Genomic DNA, 15,748 nt, shown 5'->3' on the forward strand with positions numbered 1-15,748 from the left:
TCGCGTCTTTGGATCTAGAATTTTCATCAAAAAACCTTAACCGAACCGTATTGAATTCCCAATGCCCAATTCCCAATTCCCACCATTTAGTTATGAGACGAGCGAAATAGGTGGTTATGTTCAGGATGATATAAACGCGATCGCCCCGTTGCTGGCGAAAGTGCTGGACTGATTATATAAAGTGTAGTGCGAATTAGTTTTTCTTCATGAGTGCAGTCTGCCATTTCATTCAGGGGAACAACCCTGATTTTTTCATCGGGCCATCCGATGCGAAAGCAAATTGCAATGAGAGTTTCGGCTGGGTAATGTTCGAGTAATTTAGCTTGGGCATTTTCGACGTGACGCGCACTCAAATACAGACAAAGACTAGCCTGATGTGCTGCAAGAGTGGCTAATTCTTCGGCTGCGGGGACTTCTGTACGTCCACTGATGCGAGTCAAAATAATGGTTTGAACTAAACCAGGGACAGTCAATTCTACTTTGAGTTTGGCAGCAGCGGCTTGAAAGGCGCTGATACCAGGTATGACTTCAAAAGGAATATTTGCCTCTGCGAGGAGGTGCATTTGCTCGTGGATGGCGCTGTAGAGACTAGGATCGCCAGAATGGAGCCGGACTAGAGATTTGTGCTGCGATCGCACCCTATCGATCATAATCGGCAAAATTTCTTCTAAAGTCTGATTCGCAGTCCTAATGATCTCCGCATCTTTTCGGCAAAGTTCTAAAATCTGTTCGGGTATTAAAGAATCAGCAAATAAAATCACATCAGCAGCAGCCAGTAGTTTCTGCGCCTTCACCGTTAATAAATCAGGATCTCCGGGGCCTGCTCCGACAATATACACAGATGGTTCTACAGCATATAGTGTTTTTTTATAGCTTAGACTTTCTGTATATTCACTTTTATAAGCACACATGGCAGTCCCTCAAAAAATATTTTGGCAAATTTTTAAGTATCTTTCCGGATTCACCCTCTTTCCCTAGTAGATAGTAATGGTAGATGCACCCTGGTTAAGCCCTAGAGAATACTCTGGGGCATTTTTTATTCTTGGGCATTGGGCATTGGTTATTTATTCTTCCCACTCCCCTCATCTCCCACTCTCCCCATTTACCTTAGAAGTAGGAACGACATCGGGTAAAGGGCGTTTGAGTAAGTAAAGCCAAGCTAATCCAACTAATCCCAATAAAATTCCCAGACTACTGACTACTTGTGCCATGCGTAATGGCCCCAGCATCAAGCTATCAGTGCGAAAGCCTTCAATCCACAAGCGTCCTAAGCTATAGGCTGGCCAGTAAACTAAAAATATTGTGCCTACCTTCAGACGTGGCTTACCGGCTAAAGACCGGAAAAACAACGTTATTAGTAGCGTAAACACCATTAAATCCCACAGAGATTCGTAGAGGAAGGTGGGATGAAAGTAATCAAAACTGGCATATTCTAGAGGACGATGGTCTGGTGGAATATAAAGCTTCCAGGGTAAATCGGTAGGATCGCCAAAAGCTTCAGAATTAAAGAAATTACCCCAACGTCCGATCGCTTGACCTAAAATCAGCGAAGGCGCTACTAAATCTGCCAGTTGCCAAAAAGAAACCTGCTTGATTTTGGCAAAGATTAACGCAGCCAAAACGCCACCAAGAATCGCTCCGTGAATAGCAATACCTCCTTCCCAAATCGCAAAGATTTTTTCTGGAGTTGAAGCATATTTGGGCCACTCAAAGAAAACGTAATATAGCCGTGCGCCAGGAATTGCCCCAATTAATAACCAAAAGAACAAATCACCTAACAACTCAGGATTAACATTGCGGCGCTTTGCCAAATTCTGGGAAAGGATGACGCCAATTAATACTGCTGTAGCAATCAATAAGCCATACCAACGGATAGTTAGTGGCCCTATTTTCAGCAAAATCGGCCCTGGAGAGGTAAATTGAAACGCCAAAGGTAAGGTGGAAAGATCCAGTACCATGAAAAATTACCTAGAAAAGTTTGTTAACTACCCGCGCACTTTGCTAAGTACGGAGTTTTTAGGGTTTTGAATACTATAACTACACTTCAATTCTCCACAACATTGTAGGGAAGTAGGTAAAAATTCAGTATTCATATTTAGGAGTCTAGTTCCTAACGCCTAGTTGAGCATAACTTGTGCCACAAAACAATTGAGTTTCGTATCCTTACTCAGAGCGCAAGATGGTAGATTTGATTAAGTTACACAAAACGGTTTCGATATAATCACTTAAACAACTTTGATATATTTAAAATTGTGATAGCTATTTATCCTGGTAGCTTCGACCCCATCACTTTGGGACACCTAGACCTCATCCAGCGCGGTAGTCGCCTGTTTGAGCGGGTGATTGTCGCTGTACTGCGGAACCCCAACAAAATGCCACTTTTTAGCGTGGAGCAACGGCTAGATCAGATCCGTCATTCTACACAACATCTACCGAATGTAGAAGTAGACAGCTTTGATGGTCTTACCGTCAACTATGCCCAAATGCGACAAGCACAAGTTTTGCTCCGGGGTTTACGGGCTGTGTCAGATTTTGAAGTGGAACTGCAAATGGCTCACACCAATAAAACTCTTTCTACCCAAATAGAAACAGTTTTTCTTGCAACCTCAAATGAGTATAGTTTTTTAAGTAGTAGTGTGGTAAAAGAGATTGCAAGGTTTGGTGGCTCTATCGATCATCTCGTTCCTCCACACATTGCCCTAGATATATACCAATGCTACAATCACAAATCTCCAATGTTGACTCCAATCTCAACGGAAGCAATCCCCCCCCTCAAGAGCATCTCGGTGGAGAGGGAAGCATAGATATTCAGCAGGAACTCAACCGCCTAGAGGAAATGGTTCTCTCTAGTCTCAGGATTCCTCTGACGGGACGCACACTCATAGATGAAGAAAAGCTGCTGGATCAGCTTGATTACATTCGGCTTGCTTTACCATCACTTTTTCAGGAAGCAGCAGCGATTCTAGAACAAAAGGATGAAATTCTGCTAGAGGCGGAAGAGTATGGACAGCAGGTTGTTGAGGCCGCACAAGCAAAAAGAGCGCAAATTTTAGCTGAAAGCGATATTATTCAACACGCAGAACAGGAAGCTGAACAACTGCGGCGACAGGTGCAACAAGAGTGTGAAGGAATAATGCAAGAAACCCTCGCCGAGATTGACCGCAAGCGGTATGCTTGTCAGCAAGAGTTAGAGCAAATGAGGCAAACTGCGATCGCTCACGCTCAAGAAATTGAAGATGGTGCTGATGCTTATGCCGATGGCATTTTGGGAAATATTGAGCAGGATCTCAAAGAGATGTTGCGAATTATCACCAACGGAAGGCAACAATTACAAATTGATAACCTCACCCAGCGGAATTCACCTCCTGGTAAAAAAAGATAGAGGTTCTAACGAGAGATGGGGAAAAATTATAAGTTGGGTTTCGCTATTGCTTAACCCAACAATTTCCATTAAGGAAGACTTTTAGGGAATCTACCTACTAATAGATTTAAAATTTTGGCTTGTAATTAAGCAGGATTTTTAATAAATGTTCACTTTTGCTCAAGTTAACTTTGGAGTAAACATAGCTGGTTTAATTGGAATTATTTATTTGCTTTGGGCAATTATTTACTTAATTTTAACAGTAGCTTGGCTGGCACAACGTGGAACCAGATTTAGAGGTTGGGCTTTAGCCCTTTATATTATCCAACTTATATTTACGCCAATCATAATGTTGTCAAGTGGAGCAATCTTGTTATATCAAGGTTGGCGTTTAGATCCAATTCATCAATTTGGGCAATTTCTATTGTTGCTATTAATTCTTTACCTAAGTATTAAAGATATTGTAATTAATGCAGTTTACAGAGATAGGTGATTTTAGCATTGAGATAATTTTATTATTAATATAGCGGTTTTCGGTTAAGTGAGATACAAGAACCCCACCCAATACGGTTCGGATAAGGTTTTTTGATGACACGCCGCTAATCGCAAAGACGCGATAAATCGCCGTCTCTACAAAGGATTGATTCTTGTAAAGACGGCGATTTATCGCGTCTCTTGCCTTAACCCAAGCGTATTGGATTATAGAGTGTAAGTAAAATCTTTCACCAGCATACCAGGAACTAAACTACCTCCAAGTTGGCGACTTTCGTAAGTTCCTACTTCGGGAATAAATTCTTGAAAAGTAGTCAAATCTATTAAATTTTCTCCCCAGAAGCGATAGAGACTTTCATCAAAACGTAAGTTTTCAATTGGTGCGATAATTTCTCTGTTTTCTACCCAAAAACAAGCATAACGAGTCATACCTGTAATTCTACCAGTGTGGCGATCGCTCCAATTCAAGTAATGCAAATTTGATACATATAATCCTGTATCTAAACTCGGAAGAATCTGTTCAAATTCTAAATTTCCCGGACTCACTTCTGGCGCTCTTAAAGTCTCTGAACCATTAGCACCATTGGCAATTTTTTGATATTCTTTAGCAGTCCGAGAATTCACCAAAGTATTTACCAAATTTCCTTTTTCTATTACAGGTAACTCCGGTGCGGCTATTTCTCCCAATTCATTAAATCGCGGTACTAATCCGCGTTGAAAGTTTTCTTTCAACCTAAATTTTGGAGACAGTTGTTTTTCTTGACGCGATAAAGCAGCTAAAGCACTGTTTCCTTGTTGGATATCAGCTTCACTTACTGCTCCCCAAGAAAGCATTAGTAATAAATCTGCAACAGCAGCAGGTGCAAAATAAGTTTTGTATTGTCCCCGTGGCAATTCTTTCACTGGACGAGCAAGCAATTCGAGTTGTTTTTTGGCTTCGCTAATTTTGGCTATATAAGCAGACTCATCCCAATCACTCCCTGCAAATGTGCCCTTAACGGCTTGTTCCGATGGGGAAAATAGAGAATAATCTAATGTAAAAGAATCAGTAGCAAACCAGTGTTTTTGTTCACTAGAATCACCATAAGCTTTAATTACCACTCCCCCTGCATATATACCTGTAAAATCTAATCCCGCAACTAGTTCTAGCACTGTTGGCACTACTGCTTCCGCCGCCAATAAATTCCCAGAATGTATTTCTCGACTGGTATTATTTCCTGATGGTAAAACTAGATATGGATCGATGGGTAATAGAATAAGTTCGTCACGTAGTTCTTGTAAAGCAGTATATGCTAACTGCCAATCTACCTCCCAATTTCCAGTAAAGGGAAACTGCCGAACACTATTGCGCTGATCTTTCATCAAAGTCAGTTCTATCCAACCATCAGCAACACAACCTGTTTGTCTGACTTTAGCATGATTAAAACGAGTAAATTGACTTATTTCACTGCTAAGTCTCACAGTGAATTGTTCATTTTCTGCTTTTTTGATCAACAGACTTTCAATCAGTCGATTAAAGCTGACTTCTAATACAGATAATTCCTCAATTTTCATAGATATTAAATATTAAAAGGGAATAGAGAGAGGGAGAAAGTTAGGAGTTAGGAGTTAGGAGTTAAAAGAATTTTTATAAGTTGCTAGGCGTAAATAAATTAAAGTTGGTAGTGAGTTAGCGCGGTCTTGGGGGTTTCCCCCATGAGCGACTAACGAACCCAAAGGGTAAGGACTTTAGTCCTGATAATCCTTTTTGAGCGATGAATCGCTCACTACAAGCTAGGCTTTTATTTTATGTTTAATTATGCCTACCTACTTAATTCAAAACTCCTAACTACCAACTCCTAACTCCTAACTATTCTATTTTTCAAGTTCCTCCACCAAAAACTTCGACATTAGCAAATACACAAACAGGTGAACCGTGTCCTACCGAAATAGCCTGATTTGGTTCTCCTTTACCACAATAAGGAGTACCATACATTTGCCAGTTTGTGGCATCTCCGACTTTAATTAAACTATGCCAAAACTCTGGTGTTGTGGCGCGATAGTTAGGATTACGAAGGGTTTTGGTGAGTTTGCCGTTTTCAATTAATTTGGCGTACTCGCAACCAAATTGAAATTTGTAGCGGCGATCGTCAATTGACCAAGATCGGTTAGATTCCATGTAAACGCCGTGTTCTATCCCGCCAATAATGTCTTCAAAAGTGCCGTTTAAAGGCTCTAAATTCAAGTTAGCCATGCGATCAATTGCTGGTCGATTCCATGAGGAAGCACGGGCACAAGCAACTCCTGCTACACCTGCCCTGACTTGGCTCTCCAGACTTCCTAACCCACGTTGGAGTACACCTTCTTTAACCAAATATTCCTTTGTTGCTACAGAACCAGTATCATCAAAGCCATAGCTGGCAAATTCACCAGGCACGGTGGGATCAAAAGTAATATTCATCAGTGGCGAACCATATACTAGGTTGCCAAAATCACTTTTATTAACAAAGCTGCCTCCAGCATAGTTACGCTCATCTCCCAAAATTCGGTCAATTTCTATGGGATGCCCGACACTTTCATGGATTTGCAGCATCATTTGGTCTGGCGCTAAAACTAAATTGGTGCGGGTGGTTGGGCATTCTTCTGCTGTTAAGAGTTCTACCGCTTGTTCGCCAATTTGCCGCACCCGATGCCATAAGTTTTCTTGTTGTAAAAGTTCTAATCCACCTTGGTAACAGTTTGCTTGGGAGCCGTTGTTACTACGCTGCTGTACAATTGCTCCATCTTGAGCAGTTACTCCATAATGAGTGCCTATAGATAGTATTTTTTGATAGACTTCTGAGCCGTTGCTGCTGACAAACCAAGATTCTTTTTCGGTTGTGCTAGCACTGGCTATGGTTTGCACAATCTTGTCGTCAACTTTCAGCGTTTGGCAAATACGAACTAGTAAATCGTTGATTTCTCCCGGACTCAGAGAATCCAATGACTCAATAAATGGAGATTTATATTCACCAACAACTTTAGGGCGCTCACTTTCGCGGAAGGGATGTATCCACCATTCACTGGCTGCTAGTGCCTGGTTATAGGCAGTTTGGGCAGCAGCTTGGAGGGAAGACAGTTCCAAAGAGTTAGTTGCTGCATAACCGAGACAGCCATTTACCAAAACTTCCAACATGGCTCCGACAGTGAAGGATTTGCTGTTTAGTTGGGGTAAGGCGTCACGGACTAAACGGGTAGTAGAAGTTTCCTTGACGGCTCTAATACCAATCCAATCAGCAGGAATATCGAAACTAGCGATCGCTTTTCTAAGTTCAGACCACATAATTTAAGGGAATTGGGTAATGGGCATTGAGCATTGGGCATGGGGCATTGGGAAGAATTTAATTCCTAGTCCCTAGTCCCCAGTCTCCTCTAATTACGATGCCAGCGCGTGCCATCACGGCTATCAATTAGCGTAATACCTTCTGCTTGAAGTTCGTCACGAATGCGATCGCTTTCGGCAAATTTTTTGGCTTTACGTGCTTCTTGCCTTTGCTGAATTTTCGCTTCAATTTCCGCATCGCTTAAACCATTACTCTTGTCAGTTTCGGCTTCTATCTCAGCTTCTAAACCCAAAACTCTAGCTAATGTGACGAGAGTTTGCCATTGACGCTGTAACTCCTCTGGTGATGTTTCGGTTTTCCCTTCATGCACAAGAATATGCCCCTCACGGCGTAGTTCTTTGGCTAATTCAAACAGCACTGTTAAGCCACCAGGAAAATTAAAGTCGTTATTTACGGTTTCTTGAAAGCGTTCAACAGTTTCAGCGAGTAGTGAAGCAGTTCCCACTCCCCACTCTCCACTCTCCACTCCCCATCCAAGTTTTTTACCGTATTGGTAGCCAAAGAGTAAACCTTCTTTAATGGTGTGCCAGCCATTGGTTGCTGCGGCGATCGCTTCGTCGGTAAAATCTATGGGTGTGCGATATTGAGCAGTTAGAACGAATAACCGCACCGCCATCGGGTCAACTCCTCGATCCAGCAAGTCTCGAATAGTGGTAAAGTTGCCCAAAGATTTGGACATTTTTTCACCATCTACTTTCACCATGCCGTTATGCAACCAGTAACGCGCTAAGGGTTTTCCTGTTACAGCCTCAGATTGGGCAATTTCGTTTTCGTGATGAGGAAAAATTAAGTCAGCACCACCAGCATGAATGTCTATGGTATCACCCAAGCGATCGCGTACCATTGCCGAGCATTCTATATGCCATCCCGGACGACCTGCACCCCAAGGTGATTCCCAAGCGGGTTCTCCCGGTTTTGCTGCCTTCCATAAAGCAAAATCGAACGGATCTTTCTTTTTCTGGTACTCTGGATCTTCTACATTGACGCGTTGGCGTAGCCCGCCGTAGGCATCGCTTTTCCCCGCTTGCATATCTTCTAACTTGCGTCCAGAAAGCTTGCCATACCCAGCAAACTGCCGTACTGCATAATACACATCGCCATCAGCAGGGTAGGCAAAACCTTTATTTTCCAACTCATGAATTAATCGCTGAATGCCATTCATCGTATGGGTAGCACGGGGATATTCATCAGCTTCTTTGATTCCCAGCCGCGCCATATCCTCAAAATATGCTTTGATAAAGCGATCGGCTACAGCTTCCATTGATGAATGTTCTTGCCGCGATCGATTCAGAATCTTGTCATCAATATCAGTAAAATTTTGGATATATCGCACTTCATAACCGATAAACTGGAGGTATCGGCGTACTACGTCCCAAACAATGCAAGCTCTCGCATGACCCAAATGGCAGTAGTCGTATACCGTCACGCCGCAGTAATACATCTTAACCTTGCCTGGTTCGACTGTTTCAAACGGTTCTTGACGACGGGTGAGGGTATTGTAAAGGGTTAGGGTCATAACAGAGTAATGCTGAAATAAGGAGATACGTAATAATAGGGTAAAGCAGCTGGGATGACAGTCCAGCATCCCTATGCTAGTGTTTTCTGGACTATCTGCGCTACATTACTATTTTTTGACTATTTGATAACAGCGCTATGCAATCAGCAGTTACACCCGACTCTTCCGCAATGGATACGCCCAAACAAGGAATGCCAGTAACAATCATTACGGGTTTCCTCGGTAGTGGCAAGACGACTTTGCTTAATCATATCCTTAACAACCAACAGGGTTTAAAAACCGCTGTTCTAGTGAATGAATTTGGTGAAATTGGCATCGACAACGAGCTAATTGTTTCCACTGGTGAAAACATGGTGGAACTAAGTAATGGTTGTATCTGCTGCACTATTAATAATGATTTAGTAGATGCAGTTTACAAAGTTTTAGAACGCCAAGAAAATCTAGATTATCTAGTAGTGGAAACAACTGGATTGGCAGATCCGCTACCAGTAGCGTTAACATTCTTGGGCACAGAATTGCGGGATTTAACCCGCTTGGATTCGATTATTACCGTAGTAGACGCGGCGAATTACAGCCTAGATTTATTTAACTCTGAGGCAGCATATAGCCAGATTGCCTATGGTGATGTCATTGTGCTGAACAAGACTGATTTAGTTGATGAAGCCACTTTGAATGAGTTAGAAAGAAAAATCAACGAAGTTAAGGAAGGGGCAAGAATTATTCGTGCTACGCGATCGCAAGTGCCACTTCCTTTAATTTTGAGTGTTGGTCTGTTTGAGTCAGATAAATATTTTGACACAGTGGTGGATGAACACGACCATCACGATCATGATGATCACGATCACTCAACATGCGGTCACGATCATCACGACCATGACCATGACCATCACGATCATCACCATCATTCTGACCATTTAGAAAATGATGGTTTTACTTCCATATCATTCCAAAGTGACAAGCCTTTTTCTATTAGGAAATTTCAGTATTTCTTAGATAACCAGCTATCCTCAAATATCTTCCGAGCGAAGGGAATTATGTGGTTTGACGAAAGTCCCAAGCGTCATATTTTCCACCTTTGCGGTAAACGCTTCACCTTGGATGATGATGAATGGAAAGGTAAATTGAAAAACCAATTAGTGCTGATTGGTCAAAATTTAGATCGTGAGGCTTTAATTAGTCAACTCGAAAACTGCATTTGTCTACCTTCAACCTCTCGCGGTAAAGGCTTTGGCAAATAAAAGTTAGGAGAGACGCGATTAATCGCGTCTGTACAAGACTTAAAATTTTAATACTCGTTCCCAGGTTCCGCCTGGGAATGCATTCCTAATGGCTCCGCAATCGATTTTGAGCAATGAAAATGAGAGAATAGCGTAGGCGTAGCCCGTCGTAGAAATAACTTCTTCACTCCCCTGCATTACCAGGTTCTTCATTTACCAACTGCTGTACCTGCTCTACGGATAACCCCGTAACTTTCGCAACGATTTCCACTGAGATTCCCTCTTGAAGCAAATTTATCGCTACACGCCGCACTCCTTCGGCTAAACCTTCAGCAAGGATAGCTTGATAAGTTACTGACTCCTGCATAAGTTCCCTCCGCAGCAATTGTTGAATTATCTCTTTCTCTAATACTAGCCCAGCCAGAATGAACGCTGAGGCTGCAATATTGTTCTGGATACGTTGATCGGTAATTTCTGAAATTTCCTGAGCAACTTGTTGTAATGTAGCAGTGCGGTTATTTGTCTGACTTAACACTGCAAATGGTAATAATCCTGGATGCTCTAAAAATACACTTGTTGGTTGCTCCCAAAGACGAATTACCTCGAACCTGTGATAGGTTTCTTCCAAAGTGAATGTGCTTTGTTGCACAAGTTCTGAATTTGTCTGTTGCAGATAAATTACAACTTGACGCATTCGCTTATTTTTAAAGCGGCGATGCACTCGCAACCGATAGTCAATCATCCGAAAGGGAATATCAGCATTGGGCTGGGTTTGAAATTCCAAATGCAGCACAACTTCATCGGACTGAAGCAATATCAGCGCATCGGCGCGGATTGGTTCAAGAGAAAGTTCAGAAGGACTTAATTCAGTTAGGGTGATAGATTTTCCTAACAGCCAAGTGGCAAAGTCACTGGAGAAAGTTTCAGCAAGGAACTTACAAACGTTATCGAACATTAAGAGATTTTATCAGGTGCTAGGCGCTCATTGTTTATATATTTAGGTTGCAGTTTAAGAATGAAATCGCTCTAAAATTGAAGCGTTGATGAACCTTTAAATTAAAATGCGTGTTGTTATCCAACGAGTTAAATCATCTCAAGTTACAGTTAATGGTGAAATTGTCGGTAAAGTTGGGCGGGGGCTAAATTTGCTTGTAGGCATAGCCAATACCGACACTGATGCTGAAATCGATTGGATGGTGCGTAAGTGCTTAGAATTGCGGCTGTTTCCTGATGCAGAAGGAGACGATCGCTGGCAAAAATCTGTACAAGAAATTGGCGGCGATTTGCTAGTAGTCAGTCAGTTTACCCTTTACGGTGACTGTCGCAAAGGTCGCCGTCCTTCTTTTGACCGATCAGCCACTCCCCAATCAGCAGAAGATTTGTATAATCGTTTTGTTACCAAGTTAAGGGCTAGCGGATTACAGGTGGAAACTGGTAAATTTGGTGCAATGATGCAAGTTACAATTGAAAACGATGGCCCCGTAACTTTGTTACTTGAAAAAGAAGCAATTTAAGTATATATACTAAAAAATGAATAACAGTAGCCTCTAGACCGTGGTGTTCTAATTGATGAGAGAATATTAAATTAACCATTACCAAAGTTTAAATTCATTCATCATGGCAAAAATCCAGTTTTCTAGAGGTCTTGACGAAGAGGTAACTCCAGATGTGCGCTTGACGCGATCGCGCACTGGAGACAGTGGTACAGCGACGTTTATTTTTACGAATCCGAAAATTTTAGATCAAGGTAGCACCGAAGATATTACCGGGATGTACTTGATTGACGAAGAAGGCGAAATAATTACCCGTGAAGTTAAGGCTAAATTTGTTAACGGGAAACCGGAAGAATTAGAAGCACTTTACGTAATGAAATCTGCCCAAGAATGGGATCGCTTTATGCGCTTCATGGAGCGGTATGCTGAAGAGAATGATCTGGGACTGAGCAAAAATGAGGCATAGGACATAGGGCATCGGGCATGGGGCATCGGTAATTGTCATGCTCAATGAATGCGCCATTTACCATGCCCAATTATCCATTAGTGAAAATTCATGAGTGACATATAATGCCACAACCCCACCCAGACTCGCCTGGGATTACGGTAACTTGTGCTGTGGTTACTGTCAGCGATACACGCACTTTGGAAACAGATAAAAGTGGCCAGCTAATTCAGCAGTTACTCCTTGGTGCTAATCATGCTGTAGGAGCTTACACGATTATCAAAGATGAACCAACAGAAATTCAAGGGCAGATAGAAAATCTGGGTAAAAGCGCAAATTTGGATGCTGTAATTTTCAATGGTGGCACAGGTATTGCACCAAGAGATACTACCTACGATGCCATTGAGAAGTTACTGGAGAAAACTTTGCCGGGATTTGGTGAGTTATTTCGCTTTTTAAGTTATCAAGAAATTGGTTCGCGAGCGATCGCTTCTCGCGCTGTCGCTGGTGTTTATCAAGATAAATTAATCTTCTCGCTTCCTGGTTCTAGCAATGCTGTGCGACTGGCGATGGAAAAACTGATTTTGCCCGAAATCACTCACTTGGTAAGTCAGGTTTGTAAGGGTGTGAAATGAGCAGCCGTTCAGAAAGTTGCCATGATAACTTTTGTAACAATAAGGGATGAGGCACTGAAATCATCCTTTCTCCACTTACATCTTGAGACTACCCAGAATTATAGTGAAGCGAATGAAATATTAATATCAGATCACTAATGGAGCCTATTTACTGGAATTGCATAATTGCTCACGGCATTACTGCATTTTCATATTTTGGTATCCCCATAATAATAGGGGTTTTCTTTGCCAAAACGAAGGCAACTATCCCTTCGCAGTTTTGGCTAGCTTTTTTATTATCAGGTGGATTCATACTATTTTGCGGATTTCATCACCTTCTGGCAATCTTTGAGCCGCATTCAGCAGTGTCACTGTTGCACTTAGGCGTAATTGATGTAATGGCGTTTGTTTCCTTGTCTGCCTTACTCTACTTGATGCCAACCGCTTATCAAATTGTCAAGGCGATCGCCAAATATCAAGAAGATACCCACGAACTTCAACGTAGCCAGCAGATGCAACAGCTATTTTTAGATCATGGCCCCTTTGGAGCCTATATCAAAGATGAGCAATCTAGACTGCTCTACTACAACCAGGAACTACAGTCAAGATTTTCGGTAGATCCACAAGAATGGTTGGGAAGAACCGATAGTGAATTCTTGCCAGATCCAGAGCAGGGGCGACGGGTAATGGAAAACGATCAAGTCGTTTTGAAAACTCTACGTCCCTTGAAGCTGATTGAAGAGGTAAAGATATCTAATAACGATCAGCCGTGCTACTGGCTATCGTTTAAATTCCCGTTTACCGATTACGCAACGGGCGCTTACCGCATCGGTGGGATTAGTATCGATATTACAGAATCCATAGAAGCACAGCGATCGCTTACTGATCTAAATGAGCAGCTAGAAGAAAAAACACTGAAATTAGAGGCAAAAAAACGAGAACTTATATATCTCTCAGATATGACGGATATGCTTTATTCCTGCGAGTCTGAAGATGAGGTGTATCAAGTGGTCGCTTTAACCTGTTCTAAGCTATTTCCTAATATGAGTGGTTCTATCTATATAATTGCTAATTCCAAGAATTATGTTCAGATGAATAGTTTTTGGGGAGTTAAAAGAACCAGTAAAGAAATATTTTCACTATCTGATTGTTGGGCATTGCGGAGAGGAAAATTCAACCTTTTATCGTCTCGTAATTCAGGACTAATATGTAGTCATTTAATACAACCTGTTAGTGGCACACATTTGTGTGTTCCATTGTTTGCACAAGGCGAAATAGTTGGGATTTTACACATCGATGCACTTGAAGAAATCAGTCCAGAAGATCAACAAATTACTGAGATTATTGCTAGAACATTAGGCATTGCACTGAATAATTTATCGATAAAACAACGTCTAACCCATGATAGCTTGCGGGATGGGATGACCCAACTATTCAATCAAAGCTATATGCAAAGCATAACGGAACAAAGGCTAGCGGAAGCTGAAAGATCGGGACAACCTCTTAGTATTATTTTCCTTGATATCGATAACTTCAAATCTTACAACTCTCGCTATGGGCACGTAACAGCCAACATCGTTCTCCAAGGATTAGCAAAACTGCTGTTAAAATCTATTCGCTCTTTTGATATTCCTTGCAGATGGGGTGGTGAAGAATTTGTGATTGTGATGCCTAATATGACACTGGAAGCGCTCAGGAAGCGAGTAGAACAATTAAGGCTAGATATTGAACAAATGCAATTGAAGGACGGCGATCAGATTCTCCAAAGCATCACTGCTTCTTTTGGAATAGCTGTATCAGAACCAGGGATTACGGTTAAGGATTTGCTGAATCGGGCGAATCAAGCGATGCTTGAGGCAAAGCGAACAGGGAAGAATCGAGTTAGAGAGTATGTAAATACCTTTAATTGAAGAAGAATACAGAAATTCAGAATTCAGAATTTATAATACCGTAAGCGTTGAAATAAGCAACTCTTCAGTCTGCATTAAGTGTCAGTACAGCATGAAAATCAGAAACTTATAAATTTCCCGTATAAAAAAAACAACTCCCTGAAGATGTAGGAGTTGTCATTTTATATTCAAGTAGTTTTTAAAACATTCAGAATGGAGCGATGCCTAGGTTGGGCTGCGCCTACGCTAAACAGATGCTAGCCAAGATAGCAGCGATTATATAAAATACTCCAACCACTTGTAATTCTGACCAGCCAGTAAGTTCCAAATGATGGTGTAAAGGTGCCATTTTAAAGAGGCGTTTGCCTTTGCCATCGGGGCCCTTCGTGGCTTTGTAATAACTTACCTGTGCCATCACCGAAAGGGTTTCTACGAAGAAGATACCACTGAGGATGAACAGAACTACTAAGGTATTTGTCAATAGTGCTACAGCAGCTAAAGCTCCTCCCAGTGCAAGGGAACCAGTATCTCCCATAAAAACGCGGGCTGGGTTCCGATTATGAGCTAAGAAACCTAAGCATCCACCACTTAAAGCAGCACAGAAAACCATCAATCCTGGTGCTGTTGGTGCGACTATAGCACCTAATGCCAAAAGTGCGATCGCAACTGTTCCTGCTGCCAAACCATCAATACCATCTGTTAAATTAGTCGCATTACTTTCTGCAACTAGTACAAAACCGGCTATTGGCCAAAATAGGAATCCTAAAGGTAGTGTGAAGCTCACCCAAGGCAAAGCAATATTTGTAATATTAGAAGGTTGATTAAACATCAGCCATAGACAAAACACTGCGGCAAAACTCACCTGCAAAGCTAGTTTTGTCCGGGGAGATATACCTTTATTTGATTTACGGCGCAGAATTTGCCAATCGTCGAGCCAGCCAATCAATCCGTAGCTGATTGTCAAAGCCGAAACTGCAAGCACCTCTTTAGAAAAGTTAGACAATATGCAGGCAAGCAGCACAGATACAGGTATAAAAAATATACCGCCCATTGTGGGAGTGCCTGCTTTTTTTAGATGGGCTTGGGGCCCATCTTCGCGGATTATTTGTCCAGTTTTGAGTGCTTGAAGTAGGGGTATTACCCAATAGCCCACTACACCTGAACCCATAGCACACAAAAGTAGTGGCAGAGTTAGTGACATACTTTGCCAGGGTAGCCGATTGGCCATCGAATCCAAGAAAAATGCTGTTGTACCTAGCCCGACGGCTAATAAAGAGGCTAGAGCGATTCCAGAAATATTTAATCCTTGCTCAGGAGATAATTTAGCGTCCACAGAAGTTTCCCTTCACTCCACACTTA

Annotated in this window: 15 protein-coding genes; 8 read left to right on the forward strand and 7 right to left on the reverse strand. The window is 41.9% G+C overall.

From position 1 onward, the window contains the following. Nucleotides 1–86: 86 nt before the first annotated feature. Both cobM and lgt read right to left on the reverse strand, forming a co-directional pair. The gene (gene cobM, locus ABF638_RS23150) at nucleotides 87–911 is read right to left on the reverse strand and encodes a precorrin-4 C(11)-methyltransferase (RefSeq protein ID WP_435025309.1); all 825 of its coding nucleotides are present in this window, start codon (nucleotides 909–911) and stop codon (nucleotides 87–89) included. A 171-nt stretch (nucleotides 912–1,082) separates the two neighbouring features. Continuing rightward, nucleotides 1,083–1,958 carry a prolipoprotein diacylglyceryl transferase gene (gene lgt, locus ABF638_RS23155; RefSeq protein WP_435025310.1) on the reverse strand — a complete coding sequence of 292 codons (876 nt, stop codon included), beginning with the start codon at nucleotides 1,956–1,958 and terminating at the stop codon, nucleotides 1,083–1,085. A 294-nt stretch (nucleotides 1,959–2,252) separates the two neighbouring features. On the opposite strand from lgt, the gene coaD reads away from it, so the two are divergent. The 3 genes from coaD to ABF638_RS23170 all read left to right on the forward strand — a co-directional run bounded on the left by coaD (nucleotide 2,253) and on the right by ABF638_RS23170 (nucleotide 3,854). Beyond that, nucleotides 2,253–2,804, forward strand: a complete 552-nt coding sequence (gene coaD / locus ABF638_RS23160) for a pantetheine-phosphate adenylyltransferase (RefSeq protein WP_069073946.1) — start codon at nucleotides 2,253–2,255, stop codon at nucleotides 2,802–2,804. Beyond that, nucleotides 2,714–3,382: a DivIVA domain-containing protein gene (locus ABF638_RS23165; RefSeq protein ID WP_435025311.1), complete on the forward strand. Its 669-nt coding sequence runs from the start codon at nucleotides 2,714–2,716 to the stop codon at nucleotides 3,380–3,382. The genes coaD and ABF638_RS23165 overlap by 91 nt, the downstream gene beginning before the upstream one ends. A gap of 145 nt (nucleotides 3,383–3,527) precedes the next feature. Then, entirely contained in the window at nucleotides 3,528–3,854 is a 327-nt protein-coding gene (locus ABF638_RS23170; RefSeq protein WP_435025312.1) for a Ycf66 family protein, read from the forward strand. 206 nt (nucleotides 3,855–4,060) lie between these two features. On the opposite strand, the gene ABF638_RS23175 is transcribed toward ABF638_RS23170, so the two are convergent. The 3 genes from ABF638_RS23175 to cysS all read right to left on the reverse strand — a co-directional run bounded on the left by ABF638_RS23175 (nucleotide 4,061) and on the right by cysS (nucleotide 8,731). After that, the gene (locus ABF638_RS23175; RefSeq protein WP_435025313.1) at nucleotides 4,061–5,407 is read right to left on the reverse strand and encodes a TldD/PmbA family protein; all 1,347 of its coding nucleotides are present in this window, start codon (nucleotides 5,405–5,407) and stop codon (nucleotides 4,061–4,063) included. 307 nt (nucleotides 5,408–5,714) lie between these two features. Next, nucleotides 5,715–7,154: a TldD/PmbA family protein gene (locus ABF638_RS23180; protein ID WP_435025315.1), complete on the reverse strand. Its 1,440-nt coding sequence runs from the start codon at nucleotides 7,152–7,154 to the stop codon at nucleotides 5,715–5,717. A gap of 89 nt (nucleotides 7,155–7,243) precedes the next feature. Then, complete coding sequence (cysS, locus tag ABF638_RS23185; protein WP_435025316.1) at nucleotides 7,244–8,731, reverse strand: cysteine--tRNA ligase; 1,488 nt, start codon at nucleotides 8,729–8,731, stop codon at nucleotides 7,244–7,246. A gap of 137 nt (nucleotides 8,732–8,868) precedes the next feature. On the opposite strand from cysS, the gene ABF638_RS23190 reads away from it, so the two are divergent. After that, on the forward strand, nucleotides 8,869–9,969 hold the full coding sequence (locus ABF638_RS23190; protein ID WP_069073940.1) for a CobW family GTP-binding protein: 1,101 nt from the start codon (nucleotides 8,869–8,871) through the stop codon (nucleotides 9,967–9,969). Nucleotides 9,970–10,132: 163 nt separating this feature from the next. Here the strand turns inward: ABF638_RS23190 and ABF638_RS23195 are convergent, their stop codons facing one another. Further along, a complete protein-coding gene (locus ABF638_RS23195; protein ID WP_435025317.1) occupies nucleotides 10,133–10,903 on the reverse strand; it encodes an Rpn family recombination-promoting nuclease/putative transposase in 771 nt (256 codons plus the stop codon). Between the two features lie 106 nt (nucleotides 10,904–11,009). Between ABF638_RS23195 and dtd the strand changes: the two genes are divergently transcribed. The 4 genes from dtd (at nucleotide 11,010) to ABF638_RS23215 (ending at nucleotide 14,410) form a co-directional block, all read left to right on the forward strand. After that, nucleotides 11,010–11,462: a D-aminoacyl-tRNA deacylase gene (gene dtd / locus ABF638_RS23200; protein ID WP_435025318.1), complete on the forward strand. Its 453-nt coding sequence runs from the start codon at nucleotides 11,010–11,012 to the stop codon at nucleotides 11,460–11,462. Nucleotides 11,463–11,565: 103 nt separating this feature from the next. Then, the gene (gene psb28, locus ABF638_RS23205) at nucleotides 11,566–11,907 is read left to right on the forward strand and encodes a photosystem II reaction center protein Psb28 (protein WP_181931871.1); all 342 of its coding nucleotides are present in this window, start codon (nucleotides 11,566–11,568) and stop codon (nucleotides 11,905–11,907) included. Nucleotides 11,908–12,011: 104 nt separating this feature from the next. Beyond that, nucleotides 12,012–12,521, forward strand: a complete 510-nt coding sequence (locus ABF638_RS23210) for a MogA/MoaB family molybdenum cofactor biosynthesis protein (protein ID WP_435025319.1) — start codon at nucleotides 12,012–12,014, stop codon at nucleotides 12,519–12,521. A gap of 137 nt (nucleotides 12,522–12,658) precedes the next feature. Continuing rightward, the gene (locus ABF638_RS23215) at nucleotides 12,659–14,410 is read left to right on the forward strand and encodes a sensor domain-containing diguanylate cyclase (protein WP_435025320.1); all 1,752 of its coding nucleotides are present in this window, start codon (nucleotides 12,659–12,661) and stop codon (nucleotides 14,408–14,410) included. A gap of 220 nt (nucleotides 14,411–14,630) precedes the next feature. Here the strand turns inward: ABF638_RS23215 and mraY are convergent, their stop codons facing one another. Further along, entirely contained in the window at nucleotides 14,631–15,722 is a 1,092-nt protein-coding gene (gene mraY, locus ABF638_RS23220; RefSeq protein ID WP_435025321.1) for a phospho-N-acetylmuramoyl-pentapeptide-transferase, read from the reverse strand. Nucleotides 15,723–15,748: the final 26 nt, after the last annotated feature.

The organism is Nostoc sp. CALU 1950 (assembly GCF_051172895.1).
Taxonomy (GTDB): Bacteria; Cyanobacteriota; Cyanobacteriia; order Cyanobacteriales; family Nostocaceae; genus Nostoc; species Nostoc edaphicum_A.